The 25831-nt window shown below is 67.4% G+C and carries 22 protein-coding genes and 4 pseudogenes; 12 read left to right on the top strand and 14 right to left on the bottom strand.

Annotation, left to right across the window (positions count from 1 at the left end):
* Positions 1-3 precede the first annotated feature (3 nt).
* The 3 genes from tcyN to tcyJ are packed head-to-tail and all read right to left on the bottom strand — an operon-like array spanning position 4 to position 2214.
* Positions 4-750: an L-cystine ABC transporter ATP-binding protein TcyN gene (gene tcyN / locus ABOZ73_RS00645; RefSeq protein ID WP_369062584.1), complete on the bottom strand. Its 747-nt coding sequence runs from the start codon at positions 748-750 to the stop codon at positions 4-6.
* Positions 751-752: 2 nt separating this feature from the next.
* Complete coding sequence (tcyL, locus tag ABOZ73_RS00650; RefSeq protein WP_369059890.1) at positions 753-1424, bottom strand: cystine ABC transporter permease; 672 nt, start codon at positions 1422-1424, stop codon at positions 753-755.
* Positions 1425-1428: 4 nt separating this feature from the next.
* Entirely contained in the window at positions 1429-2214 is a 786-nt protein-coding gene (gene tcyJ, locus ABOZ73_RS00655) for a cystine ABC transporter substrate-binding protein (protein ID WP_369059892.1), read from the bottom strand.
* 130 nt (positions 2215-2344) lie between these two features.
* Between tcyJ and ABOZ73_RS00660 the strand changes: the two genes are divergently transcribed.
* Positions 2345-2551: a hypothetical protein gene (locus ABOZ73_RS00660; RefSeq protein ID WP_369059894.1), complete on the top strand. Its 207-nt coding sequence runs from the start codon at positions 2345-2347 to the stop codon at positions 2549-2551.
* Between the two features lie 11 nt (positions 2552-2562).
* Here the strand turns inward: ABOZ73_RS00660 and ABOZ73_RS00665 are convergent, their stop codons facing one another.
* Both ABOZ73_RS00665 and ABOZ73_RS00670 read right to left on the bottom strand, forming a co-directional pair.
* The gene (locus ABOZ73_RS00665) at positions 2563-3249 is read right to left on the bottom strand and encodes a hypothetical protein (RefSeq protein ID WP_369059895.1); all 687 of its coding nucleotides are present in this window, start codon (positions 3247-3249) and stop codon (positions 2563-2565) included.
* Positions 3250-3369: 120 nt separating this feature from the next.
* Positions 3370-5008: pseudogene (locus ABOZ73_RS00670) on the bottom strand (pectate lyase).
* 143 nt (positions 5009-5151) lie between these two features.
* Here ABOZ73_RS00670 and ABOZ73_RS00675 point away from each other — a divergent pair.
* Both ABOZ73_RS00675 and ligD read left to right on the top strand, forming a co-directional pair.
* Positions 5152-5586 (top strand): annotated as a pseudogene (locus ABOZ73_RS00675) (DNA polymerase ligase N-terminal domain-containing protein); the annotation flags it as partial.
* A 416-nt stretch (positions 5587-6002) separates the two neighbouring features.
* Positions 6003-7787 carry a DNA ligase D gene (gene ligD / locus ABOZ73_RS00680; protein ID WP_369059896.1) on the top strand — a complete coding sequence of 595 codons (1785 nt, stop codon included), beginning with the start codon at positions 6003-6005 and terminating at the stop codon, positions 7785-7787.
* Here the strand turns inward: ligD and ABOZ73_RS00685 are convergent.
* Complete coding sequence (locus tag ABOZ73_RS00685; protein ID WP_369059898.1) at positions 7771-8346, bottom strand: GNAT family N-acetyltransferase; 576 nt, start codon at positions 8344-8346, stop codon at positions 7771-7773. The genes ligD and ABOZ73_RS00685 overlap by 17 nt on opposite strands.
* 34 nt (positions 8347-8380) lie before the next feature.
* Entirely contained in the window at positions 8381-9241 is an 861-nt protein-coding gene (locus tag ABOZ73_RS00690) for a Ku protein (protein ID WP_369059899.1), read from the bottom strand.
* A gap of 60 nt (positions 9242-9301) precedes the next feature.
* On the opposite strand from ABOZ73_RS00690, the gene ABOZ73_RS00695 reads away from it, so the two are divergent.
* Positions 9302-9532, top strand: coding sequence for a sulfurtransferase TusA family protein (locus tag ABOZ73_RS00695; protein WP_369059901.1), 231 nt, complete (start codon positions 9302-9304; stop codon positions 9530-9532).
* On the opposite strand, the gene ABOZ73_RS00700 is transcribed toward ABOZ73_RS00695, so the two are convergent.
* Genes ABOZ73_RS00700 through ABOZ73_RS00710 form a run of 3 tightly spaced genes read right to left on the bottom strand, consistent with a single transcriptional unit; the run spans position 9504 to position 12447 of the window.
* A complete protein-coding gene (locus ABOZ73_RS00700; protein ID WP_369059902.1) occupies positions 9504-10448 on the bottom strand; it encodes a YihY/virulence factor BrkB family protein in 945 nt (314 codons plus the stop codon). The genes ABOZ73_RS00695 and ABOZ73_RS00700 overlap by 29 nt on opposite strands.
* Positions 10449-10494: 46 nt before the next feature.
* Entirely contained in the window at positions 10495-11622 is a 1128-nt protein-coding gene (locus tag ABOZ73_RS00705) for a CaiB/BaiF CoA transferase family protein (RefSeq protein ID WP_369059904.1), read from the bottom strand.
* 60 nt (positions 11623-11682) lie between these two features.
* Positions 11683-12447 carry an SDR family NAD(P)-dependent oxidoreductase gene (locus ABOZ73_RS00710; RefSeq protein WP_369059906.1) on the bottom strand — a complete coding sequence of 255 codons (765 nt, stop codon included), beginning with the start codon at positions 12445-12447 and terminating at the stop codon, positions 11683-11685.
* Between the two features lie 121 nt (positions 12448-12568).
* On the opposite strand from ABOZ73_RS00710, the gene ABOZ73_RS00715 reads away from it, so the two are divergent.
* From ABOZ73_RS00715 to ABOZ73_RS00725, 3 genes are read left to right on the top strand one after another with little or no spacing between them, the layout of a single operon-like run.
* Entirely contained in the window at positions 12569-13888 is a 1320-nt protein-coding gene (locus ABOZ73_RS00715) for a diguanylate cyclase (RefSeq protein WP_369059907.1), read from the top strand.
* An 8-nt stretch (positions 13889-13896) separates the two neighbouring features.
* On the top strand, positions 13897-14535 hold the full coding sequence (locus ABOZ73_RS00720) for a DsbA family oxidoreductase (RefSeq protein ID WP_369059908.1): 639 nt from the start codon (positions 13897-13899) through the stop codon (positions 14533-14535).
* The gene (locus ABOZ73_RS00725; protein WP_369059909.1) at positions 14532-15047 is read left to right on the top strand and encodes a hypothetical protein; all 516 of its coding nucleotides are present in this window, start codon (positions 14532-14534) and stop codon (positions 15045-15047) included. The genes ABOZ73_RS00720 and ABOZ73_RS00725 overlap by 4 nt, the downstream gene beginning before the upstream one ends.
* Here ABOZ73_RS00725 and mfd read toward each other — a convergent pair.
* Both mfd and ABOZ73_RS00735 read right to left on the bottom strand, forming a co-directional pair.
* Positions 15044-18514 (bottom strand): annotated as a pseudogene (gene mfd / locus ABOZ73_RS00730) (transcription-repair coupling factor). The gene ABOZ73_RS00725 and the pseudogene mfd overlap by 4 nt on opposite strands.
* Positions 18515-18529: 15 nt before the next feature.
* Positions 18530-19015 carry a succinate dehydrogenase assembly factor 2 gene (locus tag ABOZ73_RS00735; RefSeq protein ID WP_369059911.1) on the bottom strand — a complete coding sequence of 162 codons (486 nt, stop codon included), beginning with the start codon at positions 19013-19015 and terminating at the stop codon, positions 18530-18532.
* On the opposite strand from ABOZ73_RS00735, the gene ABOZ73_RS00740 reads away from it, so the two are divergent.
* The 4 genes and pseudogenes from ABOZ73_RS00740 to ABOZ73_RS00755 all read left to right on the top strand — a co-directional run bounded on the left by ABOZ73_RS00740 (position 18945) and on the right by ABOZ73_RS00755 (position 21535).
* Positions 18945-19403, top strand: coding sequence for a GNAT family N-acetyltransferase (locus ABOZ73_RS00740; protein ID WP_369059912.1), 459 nt, complete (start codon positions 18945-18947; stop codon positions 19401-19403). The two genes, ABOZ73_RS00735 and ABOZ73_RS00740, sit on opposite strands and share 71 nt — an antisense overlap.
* Before the next feature lie 75 nt (positions 19404-19478).
* Positions 19479-19856: a YciI family protein gene (locus ABOZ73_RS00745; protein ID WP_369059914.1), complete on the top strand. Its 378-nt coding sequence runs from the start codon at positions 19479-19481 to the stop codon at positions 19854-19856.
* Positions 19853-21104: pseudogene (locus tag ABOZ73_RS00750) on the top strand (RNA polymerase sigma factor). Before ABOZ73_RS00745 ends, ABOZ73_RS00750 begins: the two are co-directional and overlap by 4 nt.
* Positions 21105-21154: 50 nt before the next feature.
* A complete protein-coding gene (locus ABOZ73_RS00755) occupies positions 21155-21535 on the top strand; it encodes a DUF1801 domain-containing protein (protein WP_369059916.1) in 381 nt (126 codons plus the stop codon).
* Here ABOZ73_RS00755 and ABOZ73_RS00760 read toward each other — a convergent pair.
* Entirely contained in the window at positions 21532-22002 is a 471-nt protein-coding gene (locus tag ABOZ73_RS00760) for a hypothetical protein (RefSeq protein ID WP_369059918.1), read from the bottom strand. The two genes, ABOZ73_RS00755 and ABOZ73_RS00760, sit on opposite strands and share 4 nt — an antisense overlap.
* A 90-nt stretch (positions 22003-22092) precedes the next feature.
* On the opposite strand from ABOZ73_RS00760, the gene rnr reads away from it, so the two are divergent.
* Positions 22093-24411 (top strand): ribonuclease R, encoded by a 2319-nt coding sequence (rnr, locus tag ABOZ73_RS00765; protein ID WP_369059920.1) that lies wholly within the window; start codon positions 22093-22095, stop codon positions 24409-24411.
* 20 nt (positions 24412-24431) lie between these two features.
* Here the strand turns inward: rnr and ABOZ73_RS00770 are convergent, their stop codons facing one another.
* Complete coding sequence (locus ABOZ73_RS00770; protein WP_369059922.1) at positions 24432-25739, bottom strand: amidohydrolase; 1308 nt, start codon at positions 25737-25739, stop codon at positions 24432-24434.
* Positions 25740-25831: the final 92 nt, after the last annotated feature.

A 25831-nucleotide genomic window follows, 5' to 3' on the forward strand; every position in this document is an offset into this window, starting at 1 on the left:
ACTTCAGCCCGCGAGGAACTTACGCAAGAAGCGTTGGGTGCGTTCCTCTTTCGGCGCGGCGAACAGCGCCTTGGATGGCCCCTGCTCCACCACAACGCCGCCATCCATGAAGATGGTCCGGTCGGCCACGTCGCGGGCGAAGCTCATCTCGTGGGTGACGATGACCATCGACCGCTTCTCCTGGGCCAGGTCGCGAATGGTCGCCAGCACTTCGCCCACCAGTTCGGGATCAAGGGCGCTGGTCGGCTCGTCGAACAGGATCACGTCCGGCCGCATGGCCAGGGCCCGGGCGATGGCCACCCGCTGCTGCTGACCGCCGGACAGGCGCGACGGATAGGCGTCGGCCTTTTCCGCCAGACCCACCTTGGCCAGCAGATTGCGGGCGCGGGCGGTCGCCTCGGCGCGCGGCTCCTTCTTCACGATCACCGGACCCTCGAGGACGTTCTCGAGGGCCGTGCGATGAGGAAACAGGTTGAAGCTCTGGAAAACGAAGCCGACATGCAGGCGCAGCGCCTTGACGGCCGCTTTTTGCCTCGCCAGGGGCTTTGAGCCGTCCAGCTCCACCCCCGCCACACGGACCGTCCCAGCGTCGGCCGCTTCCAGGGCGTTCAAGCAGCGCAGCAGCGTGGTCTTGCCCGAACCGCTGGGACCGATGATGGCCACCACCTCGCCCTCGCCCACCGTCAGGTCGACGCCCTTGAGAATTTCGTTGTCGCCGAAACGCTTATACAGGCCGCGGACCTCGATCATGCTCATCGCGCGGCCTCCCGGCTGTGGCGGCTGGCGCGCTTCTCGGCGGCCGACTGCAGGGCCGCCAGGCCGGTCGAGACGATCCAGTAGATCGCCGCCGCCGACAGGTACATGGCGAAAATCTCATAGGTCCGCGCGGTGATCAGCTGCGCCTGGCGGAACAGCTCGGGCACCTGGATGGTCGCCGCCAAGGACGTGTCCTTCACCAGGCCGATGAAGCTGTTGCCCAGTGGCGGCAAGGCCGTGCGCGCCGCCTGGGGCAGGATCACGCGGACGAGGGTCTGGCCCCGGTTCATGCCGATGGCGCTGGCCGCCTCCCACTGGCCGCGATCCACGGCGGCGATGGCGCCGCGCAGGATCTCCGATGCATAGGCCCCGACATTGAGGGTGAAGCCGATGATCGCCGACGGCATCGGCTCGATCTCGATGCCGATGGTCGGCAGGCCGTAATAGATCAGGAACAGCTGCACCAGCAGCGGCGTGCCCCGGAAGGCTGATACATAGACAGCCGCGATCCAGCGCAACGGCGCGATGGCCGAAAGCCGCATCATGGCCAGGCCAAAGCCCAGCAGAAGTCCCAGCGCCATGCTGCTCACAGCCAGGGTGATCGTGAACAGGCAGCCCTTAAGCAGGAAGGGTGCGGACTGGATGATGAGGTCGAGACCCGTCTCCATACGGCTACTTCGTCACGTCCTGGCCGAACCACTTGATCGAGATCGCCGCCAGCTCGCCCGAGGCGCGCAGGTCGTCGATGGCCTTGTCCACCGCGGTCTTCAACTCGGGGCTCTGCTTGAACGCCACGCCCATCTGTGTGCGCGCGAACGACGGCCCCGACGCCTTGATCGGCGCTCCGCTCTTGATCAGGTCCAGCACCACCAACTTGTCGTTCAGCACCGCATCGATGCGACCGGCCTTCAGGTCCTGGTACTTAGTGGGATCGTCGTCATAGGTCTTCACGACCGCCGTCGGCGCGTCGCTGCGCAGCCAGGCCTCATAATTGGTGCCCAGGCCGACGCCGACCTTCTTGCCAGCCAGATCAGCCGGAGTCGCGATCGGCCGCGCGTCGTCCTTGCGCAGGATGATCTGGATGCCGCTGATCGTGTAAGGCTGCGAGAAGCCGTACTTGGCCTGCCGCTCGGGGGTCATGGAGATCTGGTTTGCCACCACGTCCAGCCGCCCTGACTCCAGCCCGCCCAACAGGCCCGCGAAGGGCGTCTGGATGAATTCGGCCTTCAGGCCCATCTTGGCCGCCACCGCCTTGCCGAAATCGATCTCGTACCCGGCCAGGGCGCCGTCCTTGCCCTGGAAGTTGAAGGGCGGATAGGTGCCCTCCACCCCGACCCGCAGCACGCCGCGTTCTTTGATAGCGGCCAGGCCCTCCTTCTTGTCACCCTTGGCGCACGCGCTCAGGGCGAGCGCGGCGGCCAGGAGGACGAGGGCGCGGCGAGAAAGACGGGCGGACATGGCGGCTCCGAATCTGATTGTCGCCGACTATAGGCGCGTCCGCGAAAATCCGAGCGACGCCTTGCGGGCAGGTATGCAATCCGCATAGAGGCGCCTAAGTATCAGCGCAATCGCCACCCACGGTCCCTTGATGTCCGACAAACTCGTTCCCCGACACAAGAAAGGTCCGGAACGCATCGTTGTGCGCCCGGACCAGGTTTATCAGCAAGAAAGCCAGGGACCCGAAGGGCTGCCGCGCTCCTTGCGCAGCCACATCAACGAGTTCCTGGCCATCTCTTTCATCATTGTGATCGGTCTGCTTGGCGCGACCGCTTTGGCCATCGCCCTTCTGACCTGATCACGCCGCGGTTAGCGGGGATCCGGATCCACGATCGGCGGCGTGGCGTTGGCCGGCGGCTGAGCGTTCATGGGATCGACCGTCAGCGCGTTCGGCTGCGGCGTGGGCGCCGGAGCGGGCGTGGTGGTCGCCTGCGGGATGGCCACGACCGGCGGCGGCACGCTGGCGGACACGTCGCTGGTGGCGGTCGAAGCGCTGGGCGCCGGGGTCACGCGCGAAGCGGCCTGGACACGTTCCGTCGCGGCCGAAGCGGCGGCGCGGCTTGGGGCCGACGCGGCGACACGGCGCGGCGCGGGAGTTGAGCGAGCAGCCGCAGCCGGCGCGGCGGCGGGCGCCGCCACTGGTTCGGCCTCAGCCGCCTCAGTCGGCGTCCGGGCGGGGTCCGGTGCGGGAGCGGGCGTGTTCACCGGTTGGGCATCCGCGATCTCGGTCGTGGCGGCGTCCTCAGTCGTCTTCGGGCCGCTCGTGGCCCAGACCAGGGCGCCCGTGGCGACCAGCGCCACCGGAATGGCGAACAGCATCATCTTGTTGGTGGCGCTGCTCTTGGGCTTGCGGGCATAGACCGGCGTGTACACGCCGTTGTCGCTGACGCCCAGCGGACGCGCGTCGACCGGGCGCTCGCTCGGAATATCGCGCACAGTATCGCGGCCGCTCAGATCAGGACCACCAAGGTTCGGGCCGGGGTTATAGGACGTCATCTCGCGTTCCTCCGTTGTGTGAAGTCGGGAGAAAAACGAGGCTAAGGTTCCTACTGTTCCGCTCGGCGCGAAATGACCTTGTCTCGGTCACAATCGCGCCCTGATCACAATTGGCCGATTTCAGGTCTTGGGCAGGCTGTCCAAATACCTGATCAACAAGCCCATATTATCGATATAGGCCCCGGTCGAGATGCCGATCGGCGGGTTTTCCGCCACGTAGGGCGATGTGTCCGTCTTGTCCCCTACCCGAGTCTCAGAATAATCGCCCGGCGCTGGGGTCGGAGAGCCGTCCCCCGCATAGGGGTTGCTGGCCGCCTTCAGCTCGGTCGGCCACCAGCCGGCCTTGTTGAGGTCGCCGATCACCTTTTTGGCGTCCTCGGCCTTCACCTCGCCCGCCTCATGCAGGGCGTTGACGTTCAGGTCGGAGACCGAGACGTCCTCGCCAGTGAAATACTTGGGCAGGCCGATGGACCCCGGCTTGGCCTTCAGCGGCGAGTTCTTGGCGGCTTCCGCCGGCGACGTCGCCTTCAGCGCTTCGTACTCGGCTCGCAGCTTGGCGACATTCACCGCGCGGGTAGAGCCGTAATGGATGACCACCTTCTGCGGGTTCTCGTCGGCGTAGTAACGGCCGTTGACGACGTTGGAGCCGGTGCGGTGGATGAACAACGCCTTGCCCGTTCCGGGCTGGATGAAGGTCGGATGCGTGCGGCCGTCCTTGACCAGCTCGGGGGGCAGCTTGACCTTGTCTAGCCAGTCCAGGGCCTCGGGCAGGCGCGCCAGGTATTTCGGGTCGCCGGTCAGGCGGTAGAAGCCCATCATCGAGGTGATGTTCTGGGCCGTCGTATGGGTCGCGAACGCCTCCGGCTCATAGGTCCGCGCGGCGACCGGCTTCAGGGTCTTTTCGGAATGCTGAAGACCCCAGGCGGGTTGGGGCTGCGGCTGCTGGGTGGCGATGAAGCTGTCCATGGCCCGCTGGATCGAGCCCAGGGCCCGCTTATCGCCCAGGGTCTGATAGACCATGATCAGGAACTCGAGGTTCTCGCCGGCCACGTCATCGTTGAATGTGATGGCGCGGGTGTAGTCCTCGTTGCCGTGCAGGCCGCCTTCCTTGGTCAGGGGGAAGCGCTGCGGCCAGCCGCCCACGGGATACTGGCTGTCCAGGACGAAGCTGATCGCCTTCTGCAGGGGTGCCCAGTACTGCTTGTCCTTCTTCTCCAGATAGAGCCGCAGGATGAACTGCGAGGCTTCGGCCGTGCCCGCGTCGTCGAAGGTCGCGTTGCCGTAGTAGTGCTGGAATTCCTCAAGCCGCCAGCCGTTCTTGCCGATGGTCTCGTACCAGCGCTTGGTCGAACTCCTCGCCGGCGAAGTCATGCAGGTAGTTCCAGCCGCCGGCCGGGTGCTGGGCGGCGATCAGGGCCGACGCTGCGGCCTGGGCGGCCTGGTAGTAATATTCGTCTCCGGTGGCGTGATAGGCGTCGAGGAACAGGTGACCGGCCGTGCCCGTCCCGGGCGGCTGGACCCACATCATGGTCGGGTACGCTTCCATCTCGCCGAACCGGCGCGAGAAGTCGGGCAGATAGGACCAGACGTAGCCACCCTTGTAGGCCACGGTCTCGACCATGAACTGCGTCGCGCGCTTCATCGTCGCCAGGGTCTGCGCCCGGGTTGGGACAGCGGCTGTCTGGGCGAGCGCCGGGGTGAAGGCGGCGAGCGCCGCGCCCATGGCCAGCAGGCCACGTCGGGACATCGAATTGTTCATGATCATCGGCTCCTCCCAGACTTTGTTTTGTTGATGGCTACCTCTGGATGACACCGGTGTCCATGAGTTCCAGGGTTCGCTGAGCGGAACCGTCGCAGGGCGCGAGGATTTGCGGTCTGACTAGAGAGCGGGAAACCTCAGCCGTGCCCAGCGCCAAGCTCGCGACCTATCGCGCCAAACGCGACTTCACCAAGACCGCCGAGCCGAGCGGCAAGGACGCCGTCGAGGCATCCGAACGCCTGCGCTTCGTCATCCAGAAACACGCCGCCACCCGCCTGCACTATGACCTGCGGCTTGAGCACAAGGGCGTCTTCCTGTCCTGGGCGGTGACGCGCGGCCCCTCCCTTGATCCGTCCGACAAGCGCCTGGCGGTGGAGGTTGAACCCCATCCCCTCGACTATGGCGACTTCGAAGGCACGATCCCCAAGGGTGAGTACGGCGGGGGCACGGTGATGCTGTGGGATCGCGGCTACTGGGCCCCGCCCCAGGGTATGAGCATCGACGCAATGCTCAAGAAGGGCGACCTGAAGGTCGTCTTCGCCGGCGAGCGCATGAAGGGCGAATGGGTGCTGGTGCGCATGAAGCACGACCGCAACGGCGGCAAGCGCACCAACTGGCTGCTGATCAAGCACCGAGATGGCTACGAGCATGAGGGCGACGCCGACGCCCTGTTGAACGAGAACGCCTTCTCCATCGCCTCCGGCCGCAAGATGGAGCAGATCGCCGAGGGAAAGGGCGACGCCCCTACCCCCTTCATGACCCATCAGAAGCGTAGCGCCGGATCGGTGTGGAAATCCAACCGCGACCCCGAGGCTTCCGCCGACAAGGCGGCCGCCAAGGCCGGCGCGCCAAAGGCCAAGCCCTCACAGCGGCCAAAGAAGCCCGTGAAGGCCGACCAGCTCCCCGACTTCATCGAGCCGCAGTTCTGCAAGCTGGTCGACCGCCCCCCGCCGGCGCCGGCTGGGGCCATGAGATCAAGTTCGACGGATATCGCATGCAGCTTCGCGTTCAAGGCGGCGCGGCGGCCCTGCGCACCCGCAAAGGTCTGGACTGGAGCGGCAGCTTTCCCGCCATCGTCGGGGATGCAGCCGACGCCCTGCCCGACTGCATCATCGACGGCGAGGTCGTGGCGCTCGACGAGAACGGCTCCCCCGACTTCGCAGGCTTGCAGGCGGCCCTGTCCGACGGCGAGACCGACGACCTGATCTACTACGTCTTCGACCTGCTGTTCGCGCAAGGCGACGACCTGCGCACCCTGCCCCTGTCCGAGCGTAAGGCCCGGCTGAAGGCGCTGTTGGGCGACGCTGACGGCCGTATCCGCTACGTCGATCACTTCGCCACCGGCGGCGACGCGGTGCTGCAATCGGCCTGCCGGATGTCGCTGGAAGGCATCATCTCCAAGAGGCTCGACGCGCCATACCGGTCCGGCCGAGGCGGCGACTGGACCAAATCGAAATGTCGGGCCGGCCACGAAGTGGTCATCGGCGGCTACACCACCACGGGCTCGGCCTTCCGCTCCCTGATCGCTGGCGTTCACCGCGGCGGCAAGCTGGTCCATGTCGGCCGGATCGGCACGGGTTACGGCAAGGAGAAGCTCGCTGAACTTCTGCCCAAGCTGAAGGCGCTGGAGACTGACAAGTCGCCCTTTGAAGGAGCGGGTGCGCCGAACAAGGCCGCTAACGTCCGCTGGGTGAAGCCGCAATTGGTCGCAGAGATCGAATATGCCGGCTTCACGGGCGACGGCGCCCTGCGCCAGGCCAGTTTCAAGGGCCTACGCAAGGACAAACCGGCCGAGGAGGTCCAGTCCGAAGCCCCCGTGCCCGTCGATGAGGCTGAACTCGCCGAACCCAAGCCGACCAAGGCTCGGCCCGTTCCTAAGGCTGCGGACAACCACGTCCTCGGCATAACCATCTCCAGTCCCGACCGTGTCCTGTGGCCCGACGCCGGCGATGGCGGGCCTGGCACGAAGTTGGACAACGCCCGCTATCTGGAGGCCGTCGCCGACTGGATGCTGCCCCATATCGAGGGCCGCCCCTGCTCGGTCATCCGCTTCCCGGACGGCGTCGGCGGCGAGACGTTCTTCCAGCGCCACGTCGGCAAGGGCATGTCCAGTCTGATCACCGCCGTGGACGTGTCCGGCGACCGCAACGCCTATATCCAGATCGACCGCAAGGAGGCGTTGATCGCCTTGGCGCAGTTCGGCTCGATCGAGTTTCACCCCTGGAACTGTCAGGCCAATGATGTCGAGCACGCCGGCCGCCTGGTCTTCGACCTCGATCCTTCCGAAGAGCTCGGCTTCGATGTGGTGATCGAGGGCGCACGCGAGATCCGCGACCGCCTGGAGGAGCTGGGCCTCGTCAGCTTCTGCAAGACCACAGGCGGCAAGGGCCTGCACGTGGTCACGCCGCTGACGGGCGGAAAGTCGGCTGTCCCCTGGGATCGGGCCAAGGCCTTCGCCCGCGAGGTATGCGACAGGATGGCCGCCGACAGCCCCGACCGCTACGTGGTCAACATGGCCAAGAAGGTGCGCAAGGGACGGATATTCCTCGACTATCTGCGCAACGACCGCATGTCGACGGCGGTCGCGCCCCTTTCCCCACGGGGCCGGAATGGCGCGCCAGTCTCCATGCCGCTGAACTGGACGCAGGTCCGCGCCGGCCTGGATCCCAAGCGCTTCAACATCCGCACCGTCCCCGCTCTCCTGGCCAAGACCACGGCCTGGGCCGATTATGGCGAAGGCGCCCGCTCGCTGGCGGCGGCGATCAAGCGGTTGGGTTAGGCCGCTTCAGTTCGTAATAGCGGCACATCTCCCAGACATCCCGACCAGGCGAATAGATCGCCTGTTCGATGGTCGGCGTCATGCCCAGCCGCTCCATGACCTTGAACGATGGGGCGTTGGCCAGGTTCGCCGCCGCCGCCACGCTGCTCACATCGGTCAAGCGCCAGATCGCCTCGATCAACGCCTTGGCGGCCTCCACCACATAGCCTTGGCCATGATGGTCGGGATCGAGGTGATATCCGATCTCCGCGCGCTCGGGATGTTCGGGTTTGACCATGGCGCCGATCGCGCCGAGGAGGCGCTTATCGGAGCGGCGTTCGATCACGAAGCTCAGGAATTCGCGGCTCTCCAAAGCGCGGTTCTCCGCGAGGCGGGCGCGCATGGTCTCGATGCGCTGGGCGGCCAGCTCAACGCTCACCTCCGCCGGCCATGAGTTAAGCCACATCGTCACTTCTGGCGGCAGCGACGCGGCGAAGGCGGCGGCGTCCGCTGCGCGCGGGCTACGCAGCCGCAGACGCTCGGTCTCGATGGCTTCGACAAGGTCCTGATCGTCGTCCATGCCCTTGCATGGGCTGGTTCTTGGCCAAGTTCAATCAGGAGGCTCGCTTGCGGGGCGCCGCCGGCTTCTTGCGCGGCGTCGCCTTCTTGGCCGCCGGCTTGCGCCGCTCCGTCGTTCCCGCCTTGCCGCCGAGGCTCTTCTTCAGGGCCTCCATCAGGTCGACGACGTTGGTGTCTTCCGGCTCCTGGGTCTTCACCTTGCGGCCGCCGCCCTTCTCCTTCTGGGCGATCAGCTTGCGCAGGGCTTCTTCGTAGCGGTCGGTGAAATCCGACGGATCGAACGGGCCATCCTTCTGCTCGATGATCTTCTCGGCGATCGACACCATGGCGGCGTCCGCCTTCTTGGCCGGGATGTCGTCGAAATAGTCGGCGGCGTCGCGCACCTCGTCATGACTGCGGATGGTGTAGGCCAGGAGGCCCTTGTCCCGCGCCTCGATGGCCATGATGCGCTCGCGGGTGTGCATCACGACACGGCCCAACGCGATGCGCCCGGTCTTCTTCAGGGCGTCGCGGATGACGCTATAGGCCTCGACCGCCAGCTTGCCGTCCGGGACGAGGAAATACGGGCTGTCCCAGTAAAGGCGATCGATCTCGTCCTCGTCCACGAACCGCTCGATGTCTATGGTCTTGGTGCTTTCCAGCCGGACGCTGTTGATCTCATCCTGAGTGACGACGATGTAGCGGTCCTTCTCGTACTGGTAGCCCTTCACCAGATCGCTGCGCTCGACGGGGCCCAACTCGGGATCGGTCGGGATCATCCGGATGCGGTTGTGCGTGTCCTTGTGAAGCAGGTTGAAGTGCACGTCGCCCGCGGCCGCCGTTGCGGTGTAGAGAGCGACTGGACAGGTCACCAGCGACAGGCGCAGGTGCCCCTGCCAGGTCGGACGCGCAGCCATGATCGAACCTCATCTTCGAAACCGAGCGAATCAACGCCCGTCCGCGGCGGAGGTTCTTTCGTGAGCGACGAGATCCTGGTCGACGCCCGCGGACACCATTGCCCGGTCCCCACCCTGCGCCTGCGCAAGGCGCTGGAGCACGCCGCGCCGGGCGCGCACATCCGCCTGCTGGCGACCGATCCCATGGCGAAAATCGACGTGCCGCACTTCGCCAGTCAGGCCGGCGCGCAGCTTCTGGAATCGGGCGGAGACGCCGGTGCGCTCAGCTTCCTGGTGGCGAAGCCGCTCTGAGGTCTTCGGCCTCCAGCTGCGCCAGCAGCTTGCGCGGGGCCTCCTCGATGGCGATCTCCACCTCGGTGGCCAGGGCCCCGCCGAAGAAGATCGCGTTGACGTTCCAGCTCAGCCAGATCAGCGCCACGATGATCGCCGCCAGCGAGCCGTACATGGCGCCCAGATGCGCGATCTGGTCCACATAGAAGGCGCTGGCCCAGGATGCCCCGACGAACATCGCCGCCGCCGCCGCCCCGCCGATGATCGACGCCCGCCACCCCACCCGGTTGGCCGACATGGCGTAGCGATAGACCATGGTCATGCCGAACGTCAGGCCCACGCTCACCCAGGTCCATTCGCTGTAGATCCAGGTGACGCCCGCCAGCGGCCGCCAGTCTAGGGTCGCGCCGACCACACGGAAGGTCAGGAACACGCCCGAGAGCACCGTCATCAGCGCCATGGCCGCCAGCAGGACCAGCAGCGCCAGCAGGTTGAAGCGGAAGAACCCGCGCGGGTCCTCCTCGTCATGGATGAAGGCCAGTCCGGCCAACATGGCCTTGAAGCCCCTATGGGCCGCATAGCCGCCGATGATCAGCGAGATGGCGCTCTGGGCCGAGGTCGCCTGCACCGGCGCATGCGCCAGACGGTTAAGCTCGCTGCGGAACAGCTCCTGCGCCCCAGGCGGCAGCAGATAGGCGAAGCTGTCGGCCTGGGCGGTCGCCGCCTCGGGCGTCAGCAAGAAGGTGTAGATGCTGACCAGCAGCGACAGGGCCGGAAACACGGCCAGCATGGCGAAGAACGACACCCCGCCTACGTACAGCATGACGTCGCGGCCCCACAGGCGGCTGAGCGCCCGGCCGAGCACCATCAGGATCTCGCGCGTCCAGTAGAGCGGATCCAGGGCCCGGAATCGGTTGAGGAGCTTGCGCAGCCGCATCGGCGGAACCTGCCCGCCCGATTGCTGCGGCGCAACCTTGGAAGCTCTACAGGGCCTCGGCGCTCTTCAACGCCTCGATCTCGTCACCGCTGAAACCCCAGTCAGACAAGGCTGCATCATTGTCCGCGCCGATCTTGGGCGGCGGCCCCTGGATGGCGCCGGGGGTGGCGGAGAATCGGGGCGCGGGCGCTGGCTGAGTCACCCCGCCCAGGTCCACGAAGGTCTTGCGGGCGGCGTTGTGGGGGTGTTTTGGGGCCTCATCCAGATCGAGGATCGGGGCGAAGCATACGTCCGTGCCGCCCATCAGGGCCGTCCACTCGTCTTGCGTCTTGGTGGAGATCACCGCCGCCAGCTTTGCGCGCAGGGCGGGCCACTCCTCACGGGTCATCTGCTGCTGGAAATGCGGGTCGGTGATGCCGGTCTTCTCCAGCAGCAGCGCGTAGAACTGGGGCTCGATCGAGCCGATCGACACCCATTTTCCGTCGCGGCACCGATAGGTGTCGTAGAAATGCGCCCCGCCATCCAGCATGTTGGCCCGGCGTTCCTCCCGCTGAAGGCCCATGGCCTTGAAGCCGTAGAACATCGACATCAAGGACGCCGCGCCGTCGCTCATGGCGCAGTCGATCACCTGCCCCTGCCCGGTCTCGCGGGCGCGAATTACTCCCGCCAGCAGGCCGAACGCCAGATAGAGCGCCCCGCCCCCGAAATCGCCCACCAGGTTCAGCGGCGGCACCGGTTTATCCTCGGTGCCGATGGCGTGCAGCGCGCCGCTGATGGCGATGTAGTTCATGTCGTGGCCGGCCGCGGCCGCATAGGGACCGGTTTGCCCCCAACCCGTCATCCGGCCATAGACCAGCTTGGGGTTTCGCTTCAGGGCTACGTCGGGGCCCAGGCCCAGGCGCTCCATCACGCCGGGGCGAAAGCCCTCGAACAGCGCCTTGGAGCGTTCAGCCAGCTTTAGACACGCCTCGACGGCCTCGGGCTTTTTCAGGTCCAGAGCGATGGACCGCCGCCCCCGGGCCGTGATGTCGGCGGGAGACGAGCGGCCGGACCCTTTGCGGTCGATCCGCACCACGTCGGCGCCCAGGTCCGACAGCAGCATGCCGCAGAACGGCCCCGGCCCGATGCCGGCGAATTCCAGCACCTTCAGCCCCGAAAGCGGCCCCTGAGCCATGGCGATCTCCCTGTTCTTTGCGACAGGCTGGCAAGCCTGACGTTCGGGCAGGCAAGCCCCTTACAGCGACTGGCCGTCATCCACCGTGATCAGCGAGCCGGTCATCCCCCGCGCGCCCGGTCCGGCCAGCATCAGCAGGGCGGCGTCCAGATCGCCTTCCTGGCCCAGGCGGCGGCGCGGCAGGCCCTGGATCTGCTTCTTGCCGCCCTCGCTGGCGAACCACTCCGAATTGATCTCGGTCTCGATGTAGCCCGGGCAAATGGCGTTCACGGCGATCCCGTGTCGCGCCCATTCCAGCGCCATGCCCTTGGTCATGTGCGCCGCCGCCGCCTTAGTCCCGCAATAGGTGGTCAGGCCCGGCAGCACCTTTTGCGAGGCGATGGAGGCGATATTGATGATCCGCGCCTCGCCCGCCTGGGCCCGGCCGTTCTCGATCATCCGTCGGGCGGCCTCGCGCGCGCCGAAGAACAGGCCCCGCACGTTCACGGCGAAGGCCGCGTCGAAATCCTCGGGCGTAATGTCGAGGGAGCGTCCCTCCCCGCCCACGCCGGCGTTGTTGATCATGATCGAGATCGGGCCGAGCGCGGCCTGCACCTGATCGAGGACCGGGCCGATGGCGTGCGCGTCGCTGACGTCCAGGGCCAGGGCGACCGCCTTGCCGCCGCGGGCGTTGATCGCATCCGCCTCGGCCTGCAGGCGGTCGGTCCGCCGGGCCAAAAGGGCGACCGCCGCGCCCTGGTCGGCCAGGATGTGGGCGAACCGCCGTCCCAGCCCGCTCGAAGCGCCCGTCACGACCGCCACGCCGCCCGCCACAATACCTTGCATTAGATGTTCGTCCCTGATGATGCCCGTCTGTCGCGGGCGCGCGCTTCTGATACTGTCGCCCTTCCGAATCCGGAAGACGAAGCATTTCGTCGCCGGCCGGCGTTTCAACCTGGTTCCGGTCTTGCCTCAGCCTCGTCTTCTGATCATCGCGCGTGACGACACGCAGGCTGGCCCCCTGGCCGAAGGTCTCGATCGCCTGGGCTGGCGGACCATCACCGGTCGCGGCGCGGCCGCGGCAATGGCCGCTGTCGAGGACCTGCCCATCGAGGCGGCGATCATCGATCTGGACAGCGGCGTGGACCTGATGGACCTCGCCGCCCGCCTGAAAGCCGCGGCCTCACCCCGCCACCTGCCGGTGATCGCCCTGGGCGTCACGCCAAAGGGCGTGGACGGCCACGCCTTCGACCTCGTCATGGGGCACCCGGTCCATCCGGCCCAGGCGGTCCTGCGTATCGAATCGCTGGTGCGCACCGCCATCGCCCAGGAAGAGTTCGAGCTGCGCCGCGAGACCTTCGCAGAGCGCGACAAGGCCTTGCCGGCCATCGGCCCCTCGGCCGAGCCCTATCACATCCTCGCCATCGGCGAGCCCGCCCCGCAGTTCCTCGCGCTATCCAACACTCTGAACAGCCTCGGGGTCGAGGTGACCGGCGCCTTCACCGCCTATACCGCCTTCGACTACCTGCACGAGCGGGCGTTTGACGCGGTGATCTTGTGGGCGGGCGAAAACCGCCAGGAAGCCCTGTCGATCGCCTCGGGCCTGCGCCGCAACACCCGCCTCTTCCACATCCCCGCCCTGCTCTATCTGGGCGCGGCGTCCGAGATCACCCCGACCGAGGCCTTCCACAAGGGCGTCTCCGACGTCGCTGTCCACGGCACGCCCGAGGACGAGACCGCCCGCCGGATGATCGAGTTGGCGCGCGCCCACCGTTATGGCGAGGCGGTGCGCGGCGCCCTGGAGAAGGCCCGCAGCTCTGGTCTGATGGACGCCGCCACCGGCCTCTTCACGCGCGACCTCTTCGCCGCCCACCTGGCCCGCCAGGCCGGGGCGGCCGTCACCCGCGCCCGCCCGCTGTCGGTGGCCGTGCTGAAGATCGCCGACAAGGCGGAGTTGGCCCCGATCCGCGCCGGCGGCTGGGTCGATCGCGCCGTGCCGCAGATCGGCTCGATGATCGGCCGCCTGGTCCGCGCCGAGGACACCGCCGCCCGCCTGGCGTCGGAGGTCTTCGCTCTGTCCTTGCCCGCCACGGGCGAGGCGCAGGCCCGCGCGGCGGCGGAGCGGATCGCCGCCGTCATCAGCTGCACCGCCTTCGACGCGGGCGACGGCAAGAAGCCGTTCGTCTGCGATTTCGACATCGGCGTCGCCCAGGTTCGGGGCGAGGAAGGCGCGGCAAAGGCGCTCGAACGCGCGGCGGCTCTGGCCATGCGGGCCGCGGCCAGCTAGGAGGCGCCATGCCTCTTGCTATCGACTTCATCGCCGACGTCGTGTGCCCCTGGTGCTATCTGGGCTGGAAGCGCCTTGAGCAGGCCCTGGCCCTACGCCCGGACGTCGAGGCCGCCATAACCTGGCGCCCCTATCAGCTGGATCCCAGCCTGCCCGAGGAAGGCGTCGACCGCGCCGCCTATATGGCCGCCAAGTTCCCCGACAAGTCGCGCCTTCAGGCCGTGCATGATGAATTGGTTCGCCAGGCCGCCGAATGCGGCGTGAGCATGAACTTCTCGATCATCGACAAGGCCCCCAACACCAACGGCGCCCAACGCCTGATCCGCTGGGCCGGCGGCGCCGGGGTCCAAGCCAAAGTCGCCCAGGCCGTGATGGCCGCCTATTTCACCGATGGCCGCGACATCGGCGACCCCATCGTCCTGGCCGACATCGGCGAGCAGGCCGGCATGGATCGCCTAACCGTGCTGAAGCTGCTGTCCGAGGGCGCCGATCGCAAGATCGTCGCCCACGAACACCAGATGGCCGTCCGCGCCGGCGTCAACGGCGTGCCCTTCATGATCTTCGGCGGCAAGGTCGCCATCTCGGGCGCCGAAAGCGCCGAGCACATCGCCCGCGCCATCGACAAGGCCCTGGAGCTTTCGGCGTGACCCTGGATCAGGTCGCCCACTATTGGCCCTACATCGCCGTGCCGGTCGCGGCGGTCGTGGTGATGATCCGCCTGCACCGCATGAAGCGTCACCGGCCCATGCGCCTACAGATGATCTGGGTCTTGCCCGTGGTCATGGCGGTGTTGTGCGGCTTGCTGCTCTGGCGCTTCCCGCCGGAGGGTGTCGAGTGGCTGTGGCTGGGCGCGATCTTCGCGCTGGGCGGCGCGGTCGGTTGGCGGCGCGGCCGGATGGTCGACATCATCGTCTGCGATCAGACCTCCATCCTGAAGATGAGGGCCACCCCGGCGGCGATCTTCCTGTTCGTGGGCCTGGTGCTGTTCCGCGCCGCTTTGCGCCCGATCCTGGAGGTGGAATCAGCCGCCTGGCACATCCGCGCGGCCTTGATCACGGACGGCTTCATCGTCTTCGCTGTCGGCCTGGTGATCCTGGCCCGCATCGAGATGGGCACGCGGGCCCTGCGCCTCCTGAACGAGGCGAAGGCCGCCGCCTAGGCTGCTTTGGCCAGCTTCGCCAGTTCGGTCAGGATCCGCTCGGCCGCGTTCAGGCGGTCCTTGGGCGTGTCCCACTCGCCCTTAACCACCACCTTCTGGTCAGGCCGCACCTTCCAGGCCGCGCCGTTCTTGGCGACGAACTGGATCAGGCCCATGGGGTTGGCGAAGGTGTCATTGCGGAAGCTGGCGACCGCGCCCTTGGGCCCGACGTCGATCTTGGCGACATTGGCCTCGCGGCACAGGCCCTTGATCCCGACGACCTTGAGCAGGCTGTCGGCCTCTGGCGGCAGCGGGCCGAAGCGGTCGATCAGTTCGGCGGCCAGGGCTTCGCGGTCCTGCGCCTTTTCGGCTTCCGACAGGCGGCGATAGAGCGACAGGCGCACGTTCAGGTCCGGCACGTAGTCGTCCGGAATCATCACCGCCGCTCCGGCGTTGATGATCGGCGACCAGCCGCGGTCGGCGAACAGACCCACGTCCTTGCCGGCCCGCTCCTTCAGCTCGGCCACGGCGTCCTCCAGCATCTGCTGATAGAGCTCGACCCCGATCTCCTTGATGTGGCCGCTCTGCTCGTCGCCCAGCAGGTTGCCCCCGCCGCGCTGATCCAGATCGTGGCTGGCCAGCTGGAAGCCGGCGCCCAGGCTGTCGAGGGACTGCAGCACCTTCAGGCGCTTCTCCGCCGACAGGGTCAGCTGCTTCTCGACAGGCGTCGTCAGATAGGCGTAGGCGCGGGCCTTGGACCGGCCGACGCGTCCGCGGATCTGATAGAGCTGCGCCAGGCCGAACATGTCCGCCCGGTGCACGATCAGGGTGTTGGCGCTGGGGATATCCAGGCCGCTCTCGACGATCGTGGTCGACAGCAGCACGTCGTACTGACCGTCGTAGAAGGCGGTCATCACCTCTTCCAGCTGGGTGGGCGCCATCTGGCCGTGGCCGGTGATGACCTTGATCTCAGGCACCTGCTCGCGCAGGAACTTCTCGATGTCCGTCAGGTCCTTCAGGCGCGGCACGACGTAGTAGGCCTGGCCGCCGCGATACTTCTCGCGCAGCAGGGCCTCGCGGATGGTCACCGCGTCGAACGGACTGATGAAGGTGCGCACCGCGAGGCGGTCCACCGGCGGAGTGGCGATGATCGACATCTCGCGAATGCCCGACAGCGCCATCTGCAGCGTGCGGGGGATCGGCGTGGCGGTCAGGGTCAGCATGTGCACGTCGGCGCGAAGCTCTTTCAGCTTCTCCTTGTGCTTGACCCCGAAGTGCTGCTCCTCGTCGACGATGACCAGGCCCAGGTCCTTGAAGGACACCTGCTTGGACAGCACCGCATGGGTGCCGACCACGATCTCGAACTCACCGTTGGCCAGGCCGTCGCGGGTCTCGCTGGCTTCCTTGGCCGGGGCCAGGCGAGACAGGCGGCGCACCTTGATCGGCCAGCCCTGGAAGCGCTCGACGAAAGTCTTGTAGTGCTGACGCGCCAGCAGGGTCGTCGGACAGACAACCGCCACCTGCTTGCCGCTCATGGCCACCACGAACGCGGCGCGCAGGGCAACCTCGGTCTTGCCAAAACCCACGTCGCCGCAGATCAGGCGATCCATCGGCTTGCCCGAGCCTAGGTCGCTCAGCACGTCGGCGATGGCGTTCAGCTGATCGTCCGTCTCCTCGTAGGGGAAGCGGGCGCAGAATTCGTCGAACACGCCCGACGGCGGATCGGTCTCCTCGACCGCCTTGACCGAGCGTGCGGCGGCGATGGCGATCAGGCCCTCGGCCATCTCGCGCAGGCGCTCCTTGGCCCGCGCCTTGCGTGACTGCCAGGCGGCCCCACCCAGCTTATCGAGCACCGCATCCTCGCCGTCCGCGCCATAGCGGGTCAGCAGGTCGATGTTCTCGACCGGTAGATACAACTTGGCCTCGCCGGCGTAGTGCAGTTCAAGGCAGTCGTGCGGCGCCTCTTGGACCTCCAGGGTCTTCAGGCCCTCATAGCGCCCGATGCCGTGGTCGATATGGACCACCAGGTCGCCCTGGGTCAGGGCGCTGGCCTCGGCCAGGAAGTTGGCGGCGCGCCGCTTCTTGCGCGGACGCGCCAGGCGGTCGCCCAGGATGTCGGTCTCGGCGATGACCGCCAGGTTCTCGGTCTCGAAACCGGCGTCCAGCGGCAGCACCACGCGCAGCGGCGTCTTCGGGTCCGCCGCCTTGGCCGCCTGCCAGTAGGGCGCAAAGTTGATCTTCTTCAGACCATGATCGCCCAGCATCGAGCCCAGGCGCTCGGACGAGCCTTCGGTCCAGCTGGCGAACAGCACGCGCTTGCCGGCGGCGATCTGGCGATTGGCGTAGTCGCTTACCGCCTCGAACAGGTTGCCGCTGTCGGTCTGGCGCTCGGCGGCGAAGGTGCGGCCAAGCTTGGCGCCCATGTCGATCACCTGCTCGCCCTCAGTCAGGAAGGGCGTGAAGCGGCGGTTGGCCCGGTGGCCGATCCGCTGCTCCCATTCAGTGGCGTCCATGTAGAGCGCGCGCGGCTCCAGCGGGCGATAGGCGCCCTTGCGGTCGGCGGCTGCGCGGGCGTCATAGGCGTCCTCGATCATCGCCAGACGCTCGTCGCGCGCCTCGGTGGCCAAGTGATCCACGCCGATCAGGGTGTTGGGCGGCAGGTAGTCGAAGATGGTCTCCATCTTCTCGTACAGCAGCGGCAGCCAGTGCTCGAGGCCGGCGCGGCGCGAACCCTCGCTGACCGCGGCGTACAGAGCATCCTCGCCCGGCGCGCCAAAACGGCTGACATAACCCTTGCGGAAGCGGCTGATAGCATCGGCGTCCAGCAGCGCCTCGCTGACCGGCAGCAGGTCGATCTCCTTCAGCTGCCTGGTCGAGCGCTGGGTATCGGGATCGAAGGCGCGGATGCTCTCCAGCGTGTCGCCGAAAAGGTCCAAGCGCACCGGCTCGTCGGCCGCCGGGGGAAGACGTCGATCACCCCGCCCCGAATGGCGAACTCGCCCCGGTCGGAAACGGTGGAGGCGCGGACGTAGCCGTTGATGGCGAAATAGCGCTCCAGGTCGGCCACATCGACGCTGTTGCCCACCTTGGCGGCATAGCCGGCCCGGCTGACAACGCTCTTGTCCGGCACACGCTGCAAGGCGGCCGGCGCGGCGATCACCAGGATCGCGGTCTTCTTCGCATCGAAACCGCGCGCCAGCCGCGCCAAGGTCGCCATGCGCTGGGCGCTGACGCCCGAGGTCGGGCCGATGCGGTCGTAAGGCAGGCAGTCCCACGACGGGAACAGCGCGGTCTCGACCTCCGGCGCGAAGAACTTCAGGGCCTCGATGAAGGCGCCGGCTCGGGCGCCGTCACGAGCGATGAACACCGACAACCCGCCGCGCGCCCGCGCGACATCGACCATCACCAGGGCGTCGAATCCCTCCGGCGCGCCGGCAAGGTCGAAGTCGACCATCGTCCTTGGCGATGCGTTTGGCGTCGTAAGCCATGAAATTCCCTAGTGTTTAGGCGCCCTGCCCCTCGCCGCGGGCGGCGTGCGCCTCGAAGCGGAAGGTCTTGAGCATGTCCATCACGTCGTGATCGAACGCCGGCGGCGTCGGGAAGCGCCCGATGATCCAGCCGTAGATGTCGTGATCGTTCTCTTCCATGAGCACCTCGAGACGGTCGAGTTGCTCCAACGTGAGGAGATGGACATGGTTGTCCGCGAACGGCCCTAAAATGAGGTCCGCTTCCCGAAAGCCCCGGTGCCAAGCCCGGAACCTGATCTTCTTCAATCGCACATCGTCCATGGGTAGCGGCGGATATAGGCTCGCGCCGCCCATTAGGCCAGCAGCTTCGACTGCTTTTCGCGGGCGCGCGCCCAACGCTTGGATCGCGGCGCGGCGCAGTCTAGCCCTCGGCGTTCCTGGAGATGCGAAAATGGTCATTATCGAAGACGATCTGGAAAGCCCCGGAACGCTGGAGCTTCTTGCCCTGCACCTGGACGGCATGCGCGAGCATACCCCCGCCGGCCATGTCCACGCCCTGGACGTGTCGCGGCTCAAGGCCCCGGAAATCACCTTCTGGACAGCGCGCTCCGGTGAACGCGTGGCCGGGATGGCGGCCTTGCGGATGCTTGGCGACGGCGTGGGCGAGCTGAAATCCATGCGCACCCATCCGGACTTCATTCGCCAGGGTGTGGCCGCGGCCCTGCTGGAGCACGTCATCGCCACGGCGAAGGCTCGAGGCCTGACCCGCCTGAGCCTGGAGACTGGCAGCGGCCCAGGGTTCGACGCCGCCCTCACGTTGTATCGCCAGCGCGGCTTCACCAGCGGCGGCGCCTTTGGCGACTACCGGGCCAGCGACTTCAACCAGTTCCTACATCTCCAACTGACCTGACAAAAAATCCGCCACGCGGTGTCGGGTCCGGGCATAGTCCCACGTCCTTGGGCAATGATGAGGACGAGACCCGCCATGCAATACGCGATCCTTTGCTACAATCAGGAAGACGTCGTCGGCGCCTGGAGCAAGGAAGAGGACGACGCCGTCATGGCGCGCCTGATGGCGGTGCAGGACCGGCTGGCCCAGCAGGGCCGCCTTGGCCCCGTGGCGCGCCTTTTGCCCACGACCTCGGCCACCACTCTGCGCAAGAGCGCGGGCGAGCCCATGGTCATCGACGGCCCCTTCGCCGAGACCAAGGAGCAGTTCCTTGGCTTCTACGTCGTCAATTGCGACACGCTGGAGGAGGTCATCGAGATCGCCAAGGAGCTGGCCATCGCCAATCCCGGCGTCGGCTCCTACGAGATCCGTCCCGTCGGCGTGTTCTTCCCCAACGGCGTCGCACAGCCATGACCGATCTGGACTGGATCGAGGCGGCGATCACCGCGGCCCGCCCCCAGGCCGTCGGCGCCCTGCTGCGCTATTTCCGTGATCTCGACGCCGCCGAGGAGGCCTTTCAGGAGGCTTGCCTGCGCGCCCTCAAGAGCTGGCCGCGCAACGGCCCGCCCCGCGACGCCGCCGCCTGGCTGATCCTGGTGGGCCGCAACAGCGGGGTGGACGCGGTGCGCAAGCGCTCGCGCCTCACCGCTCTGCCGGACGAGGCCGCCATCTCCGACCTCGACGACGTGGAGGACGGCGTGGTCGAGAGCCTGGACGCCGACCAGTACCGCGACGACGTCCTGCGCCTGCTGTTTATATGCTGCCACCCTGACCTGCCCGCCACCCAGCAGATCGCCCTGGCCCTGCGCATCGTCTCGGGTCTTACGGTTCGGCAGATCGCCCGCGCCTTCCTGGTCAGCGAGGCGGCCATGGAGCAGCGCATCACCCGCGCCAAGGGCCGTATCGGCGCCGGCGACGCCTCTTTCGAGACTTCCCGGCCCCGTCGAGCGCGCCGAGCGGTTCGAGGCGGTGGCCGCCATGCTCTATTTGGTCTTCAACGAAGGCTATTCCGGCGCCGCCGATCCCGCCCGCGCCGGTCTGGCGGACGAGGCGATCCGCCTATCGCGCCTGCTGCTGCGCCTGTTTAAGGCCGAGCCGGAGATCATGGGCCTGACCGCCCTGCTCCTGCTGCAGCACGCCCGCAGCGCCGCCCGCTTCGACGCCGAGGGCCAGGTCGTCCTGCTTGATGATCAGGACCGCTCCCTGTGGAACCGCAGCATGATCGCCGAGGGCCTGGCCCTGGTCGACAAGGCCATGCGCCATCAGCGGCCGGGCGCCTATCAGATCCAGGCCGCCATCGCCGCGCTGCACGCCCGCGCCGAGGCGCCGGCCGACACCGACTGGCCACAGATCGACCGCCTCTACGCAGCGCTGGAGCACATGCAGCCTTCGCCAGTGATCACCCTCAACCGCGCCGTCGCGGTATCCAAGGTCGCCGGGCCGGAGAAGGCCCTGGCCCTGATCGAGCCCCTGGCCGAGCGCCTGGCCAACTACTTCCACTTCCACGGCCTGCGCGGCGGTCTGCTGCTGCAACTGGGCCGTCAGACCGAGGCCCGCACCGCCTTCGACCGCGCCATCGCTCTCGCCGGCACCCCGGCCGAGGCCGCGCATATCCGCAACCACCTCGACCGGATCCTCAAGCAAAGCGCCGCCGCCGAATAGTCGGCCAACCAACTGGCGGACCGGGCCCGAACGCTCTAAGCCCACCTCCAATGCGGATGACCAGAGAACTCGAAGGCTACATGTCGGCCCTCGCCCACCCTATGCGGGCGGAGGTGGAGACCGTGCTGGCCGCCCTCCTCTCCGAGGACGCCGACATCGCCGCCGGGGTGAAATGGAACGCCCCCAGCTTTTCCTGGAAGGGAGAGGACCGGGTGACGTTCCGCCTGCATCCCAAGGGCTGGCTTCAGCTCATCCTGCATCGGGGCGCCAAGCCGCGCGACGGAGCCTTCACCTTCGAGGATGAAAGCGGCCTGATCACTTGGCTCGCCCCCGATCGGGGCATGATCGAACTGAAGGACTCAGCCGCGGTCGCCGCGAACTTGCCGGCCATCGTCGCCGTCAGCCGCGCCTGGATGTTGGCGACCGTCTAGAAGGTGTTCAGCCGGGCGATCACCAGGCACTTGGGCTCGCCGCTCTCCAGCGACACCAGCACCGACTTGCCCTGCTTGGGCGCGAAGAACGCCGCCTTGTCGGGCATCTCCACCCCGACCATGCCGGGGCTGGAGAACCGGCAGACCGGATAGGTCTTGCCGCTTCGGCCGCCGTCGGCGTGCAGCAGCGTGCATTCCATGTGGCCCAGCCGGCGCTCGAAGCGGACGCCCTCGTATTCCGTGGCCCTGGCCTTAGGCAGGGGCGCGCCGTCATAGCCGGCCCGGGTCACGGTCGGGCACGGTTCCCCCGGCATAGACCACGCCTGCGCCTCGGCCACATTGGCGTTCCGCTGCTGGATCATCTTGGGAATGAAGGATGCGGGAACCAGAATCGCGAGCCCGCCAATCGCCAGCCACATGATCGGCGGCTTCTTGCGGGCTTTCAGAACCCCATAATCGGTGGTCATACGCACCCCTCCAGCACAACCGGAGCTTTGCAAAACGTTGCGGCTGCTGACAAGCGGGACAATCGGCCCCGATGCGCGTTACACACGGTCATGGCCAAACGCCCGCCCCTGAACAAGACCGCCCGCCCGCCGCAGGGCCTTCCTGACAAGGAAACCCTGCTGAAGTTCCTGCGTGAGGCGGGAGAAGCCGACAAGGCCGACATCGCCCGCGCCTTCGGGCTGAAGGGCGCCGACCGGCGAGCCCTGCGCGACATGCTTAAATCCCTCAACGCCGAGGGCGCGCTGGGCAAGCGCGGCCGCAAGAGCTTCGCCGAACGCGGCGCCCTGCCCGAGGTCGGTGTGGTCGAGGTGGCCGAGCGCGATCCTGACGGCGACCTCTATGTCCAGCTGATGAGGGCCGAGGACGCCGACCCGATCCGCCTCGCACCCGACCGCAACGAGGCCGCCGCCGGCGCGCCCGGGCTGGGCGACCGCCTGCTGGTCCGCTTCGAGACGCTGGAGAACGGCGAGACCGAGGCGCGCATGATCAAGCGCCTGGGCCAGAGCGCCCATCGCCTGCTCGGCGTCATCCGCAAGCATCGGCGCGAGGTTCGCGTCGAGCCGGTCGATCGCAAGATCAAGGAAAGCCTGCTGATCCCGGAAGCCGAGGCCGGCGACCTGAAGGACGGCGACCTGGTCCTGGCCGCCATCGGCCAGTCCTCCAGCCGCTATGGCCCCAAGCGGGGCAAGATCGTGGAGGTCGTGGGCCGCGAGGACGATCCCAAGGCCGCCAGCCTGATCGCCATCCACTCGCACGGCATCCGTACCGGCTTCTCCGAACAGGCCGAGGCGGAGGCCGAAGCCGCCGACGCCCCGACCCTGGCGGGCCGCGAGGACCTGCGCGACCTGCCCTTCGTCACCATCGACCCGGTGGACGCCCGCGACCACGACGACGCGGTCTACGCCCATCCCGATCCGTCCGAGAAGAATGAGGGTGGTTGGGTCGTCTGGGTCGCCATCGCCGACGTCGCCGCCTATGTCCGCGCAGGCTCGGCCCTGGACCGCGAGGCACGCGAAAAGGGCAACAGCGTCTATTTCCCCGACCGCGTCGAGCCGATGCTGCCCGAGCGCCTGTCCAACGGACTGTGCTCCCTGCGCGAGGGCGAGAACCGCGCCACCCTGGCCGTGCGGATGGTCTTCGACCGCACCGGCCGCAAGGTCAGCCACCGCTTCGTGCGCGGCCTGATGCGCTCGGCCGCCAAGCTGTCCTACGAGCAGGCCCAGGCCGCCATCGACGGCATGCCCGACGACAAGGCCGGCCCGCTGCTGGAGCCGATCCTCAAGCCCCTGTGGACCGCCTACCGCGTCATGCTGAAGGGCCGCGAGGCCCGCGCCCCGCTGAAGATCATGAGCGAGGAGCGCAAGATCGCCATCAGCCCCGAGGGCGAGGTCGTCTCCATCAACCGCCGCGTCTCCCTCGAAGCCCACCAGCTGATCGAGGAGATGATGATCCAGGCCAACGTCTCGGCCGCCGAGACGCTGGAAGGCAAGAAGACGCCGCTGATCTATCGCGTCCACGACACCCCCAGCCAGGAGAAGGTGTTCAGCCTGGCCGACTTCCTCGGCACCCTGGGCGTCAACTGGAACAAGGGTGAGGCGCCGCGCACCGACCGCTTCAACAAGCTGCTGGATGAAACCCGCGAGGGCCCGCACAGCGACATCGTCAACGAGATCGTCCTGCGCACCCAGATGCAGGCCCACTACTCGACCGACAATATCGGCCACTTTGGCCTGAACCTGGACCGGTACGCCCACTTCACCAGCCCGATCCGCCGCTATGCCGACCTGATCGTCCACCGCGGCCTGATCCGCTCGCTCGGCCTGGGTGACGACGGCCTGACCGACCAGGACATCAGCCAGCTGCGCGATACGGCCGAACACATCACGCACTCCGAACGCCGGGCCATGGCGGCGGAGCGGGACGCCACCGACCGCTACGTGGCAGCCTTCCTGCAGGACCGCGTGGGCGCCGACTTCACCGGCCGCATCACCGGCGTCACCCGTTTCGGCCTGTTCGTGCGCCTCGCCGAGACGGGGGCCGACGGCCTGGTGCCCGTCTCCACCCTCGGCGGCGAGTACTTCGTTCACGACGACCGCATGCACGCCCTGGTGGGCGAGCGCACCGGCCGCCGCTGGCCCCTGGGCATGACGGTCGAGGTGCGCCTGGTCGAGGCCACGCCGGTCACCGGCGGTCTGGTGTTTGAGATGCTCAGCGAACCGATGGCCGCCGACAAGAACGCGCCTCAGCCCCGCCTGGGGATGCGCAAGCGCGGCGGTCCGCCCCCTGGCGTCCGCCTCGGCAAGAGCGCCGGCAAGGGTAATCGCAAGGACAAGAGCTCGCCCAAGAAGAAGGGCGCGCGTCGCCGCTAGGGACGCGCGCCTCTAAGCGGCTACTTGCCGGCCTTGGACGCCAGATAGTCCATGGCCAGGGTCACGTGGGCCTTCACGCCGGTCTCCAGCACCTTTTCGTCGATGTCGAAGTACGGCGAGTGGTTCACCGGGCTTTCGCCCGCCTTGTACTGCGCCTTGCGTCCACCCAGCTGCAGATACAGGCCCGGGACCTTCTGGGCGAAGAACGAGAAGTCCTCAGCGCCGGTCACCAGGTCGCCATTAGCCTCGATCTTGCCGCCCGTGGCCCGCACCAGGCTAGGCTCGGCCCACTTGGTCAAGGCCGGGTCGTTGTAGGTGACGGGATAATAACCGCTGAAGCCGACCTCGGCCGTGGCGCCCCAGGCGGCGGCGATGTTGTTCACGGTCTTATCGATCCGCGCCTTCACGTCCTTGTTCCGCTCGTCGGAGAAGGTCCTCAGGGTCCCCTCCATGACGAAATCCTCGGGGATGATGTTGTTGCGCACGCCCCCGTGCATGGTGGCGATGGTGATGATGGTGGGCGAAGCTGCTACGTCCAGCTGACGCGCCGCCACGCCGTTCAGGGCGGTGACGATCTCCGACGCGGTGGAGGACAGGTCTACGCCGCTCCACGGACGGGCGCCGTGGGTCTGGCGACCTTTCAGCTTGATGGTGATGCGGTCGACGCTGGCGTAGAACCCGCCGGAACGCCAGTTCAGCACACCCGGCTCGCCTGGGCCGATATGGATACCGAAGATCGCGTCGACCTTCGGGCTGTTCAGCACGCCTTCCTTGACCATCAACTCGGCGCCGCCAATGCCCGTACCGGCCTGCATGCCTTCCTCGGCGGGTTGGAAGATCAGCACGACCGTACCCTGGATCTGGTCCTTCATGCCGGCCAGGATCTCGGCCGCGCCCATCAGCATGGCCACATGGGTGTCATGGCCGCAGGCGTGCATGACGGGCATCTCCTTGCCCTCCCACATCGCCTTGGCCTTGGAGGCGAACGGCAGACCCGTTTTCTCCTCGACGGGCAGGCCGTCCATGTCGGCCCGCAGGGCCACCACGCCGCCGGGCTTGCCGCCCTTCAGCACGCCGATCACGCCGGTCTTGGCGACCCCTGTGCGGACCTCAAAGCCCATGTCCTTCAGGTGTTTGGCGACGATGCCCGCCGTGCGGGTCTCCTGCTCGCCCAGTTCGGGATGCTGATGGAAGTCGCGCCGCCAGGTGACGACCTTCGGCTGGATCTTCGCGGCCGCCGCCGCGATCTCCTCCGTCGTCGCGGCCTGCGCCGCCTGACCCGAAACCAACACGGCTACGGCCGCCACACCCAACTTCACGAAACGCATGGAATTTCCCCGCAAGATACGGGTTGCAAAGTCCCCGGCGAGCGCGGCGCGGTCAAGCCGATCACGCGGTTGACGCTACGGCGCCTCTTTTC

The organism is Caulobacter sp. 73W (genome assembly GCF_041021955.1).
GTDB lineage: Bacteria > Pseudomonadota > Alphaproteobacteria > Caulobacterales > Caulobacteraceae > Caulobacter.

Coding starts and splice junctions, on each gene's coding strand:
- tcyJ (WP_369059892.1), bottom strand. CDS start 2,214: ATGTCCGCCCGTCTTTCTCGCCGCGCCCTCGTCCTCCTGGCCGCCGCG.
- ABOZ73_RS00770 (WP_369059922.1), bottom strand. CDS start 25,739: ATGCGTTTCGTGAAGTTGGGTGTGGCGGCCGTAGCCGTGTTGGTTTCG.
- ABOZ73_RS00720 (WP_369059908.1), top strand. CDS start 13,897: ATGCCTCTTGCTATCGACTTCATCGCCGACGTCGTGTGCCCCTGGTGC.
- tcyN (WP_369062584.1), bottom strand. CDS start 750: ATGATCGAGGTCCGCGGCCTGTATAAGCGTTTCGGCGACAACGAAATT.
- ABOZ73_RS00745 (WP_369059914.1), top strand. CDS start 19,479: ATGCAATACGCGATCCTTTGCTACAATCAGGAAGACGTCGTCGGCGCC.
- ABOZ73_RS00685 (WP_369059898.1), bottom strand. CDS start 8,346: ATGGACGACGATCAGGACCTTGTCGAAGCCATCGAGACCGAGCGTCTG.
- ABOZ73_RS00760 (WP_369059918.1), bottom strand. CDS start 22,002: ATGACCACCGATTATGGGGTTCTGAAAGCCCGCAAGAAGCCGCCGATC.
- rnr (WP_369059920.1), top strand. CDS start 22,093: ATGGCCAAACGCCCGCCCCTGAACAAGACCGCCCGCCCGCCGCAGGGC.
- ABOZ73_RS00705 (WP_369059904.1), bottom strand. CDS start 11,622: ATGGCTCAGGGGCCGCTTTCGGGGCTGAAGGTGCTGGAATTCGCCGGC.
- ABOZ73_RS00690 (WP_369059899.1), bottom strand. CDS start 9,241: ATGGCTGCGCGTCCGACCTGGCAGGGGCACCTGCGCCTGTCGCTGGTG.
- ligD (WP_369059896.1), top strand. CDS start 6,003: ATGCAGCTTCGCGTTCAAGGCGGCGCGGCGGCCCTGCGCACCCGCAAA.
- ABOZ73_RS00660 (WP_369059894.1), top strand. CDS start 2,345: ATGTCCGACAAACTCGTTCCCCGACACAAGAAAGGTCCGGAACGCATC.
- ABOZ73_RS00710 (WP_369059906.1), bottom strand. CDS start 12,447: ATGCAAGGTATTGTGGCGGGCGGCGTGGCGGTCGTGACGGGCGCTTCG.
- ABOZ73_RS00755 (WP_369059916.1), top strand. CDS start 21,155: ATGCGGATGACCAGAGAACTCGAAGGCTACATGTCGGCCCTCGCCCAC.
- tcyL (WP_369059890.1), bottom strand. CDS start 1,424: ATGGAGACGGGTCTCGACCTCATCATCCAGTCCGCACCCTTCCTGCTT.
- ABOZ73_RS00740 (WP_369059912.1), top strand. CDS start 18,945: ATGGTCATTATCGAAGACGATCTGGAAAGCCCCGGAACGCTGGAGCTT.
- ABOZ73_RS00700 (WP_369059902.1), bottom strand. CDS start 10,448: ATGCGGCTGCGCAAGCTCCTCAACCGATTCCGGGCCCTGGATCCGCTC.
- ABOZ73_RS00665 (WP_369059895.1), bottom strand. CDS start 3,249: ATGACGTCCTATAACCCCGGCCCGAACCTTGGTGGTCCTGATCTGAGC.
- ABOZ73_RS00735 (WP_369059911.1), bottom strand. CDS start 19,015: ATGCCGTCCAGGTGCAGGGCAAGAAGCTCCAGCGTTCCGGGGCTTTCC.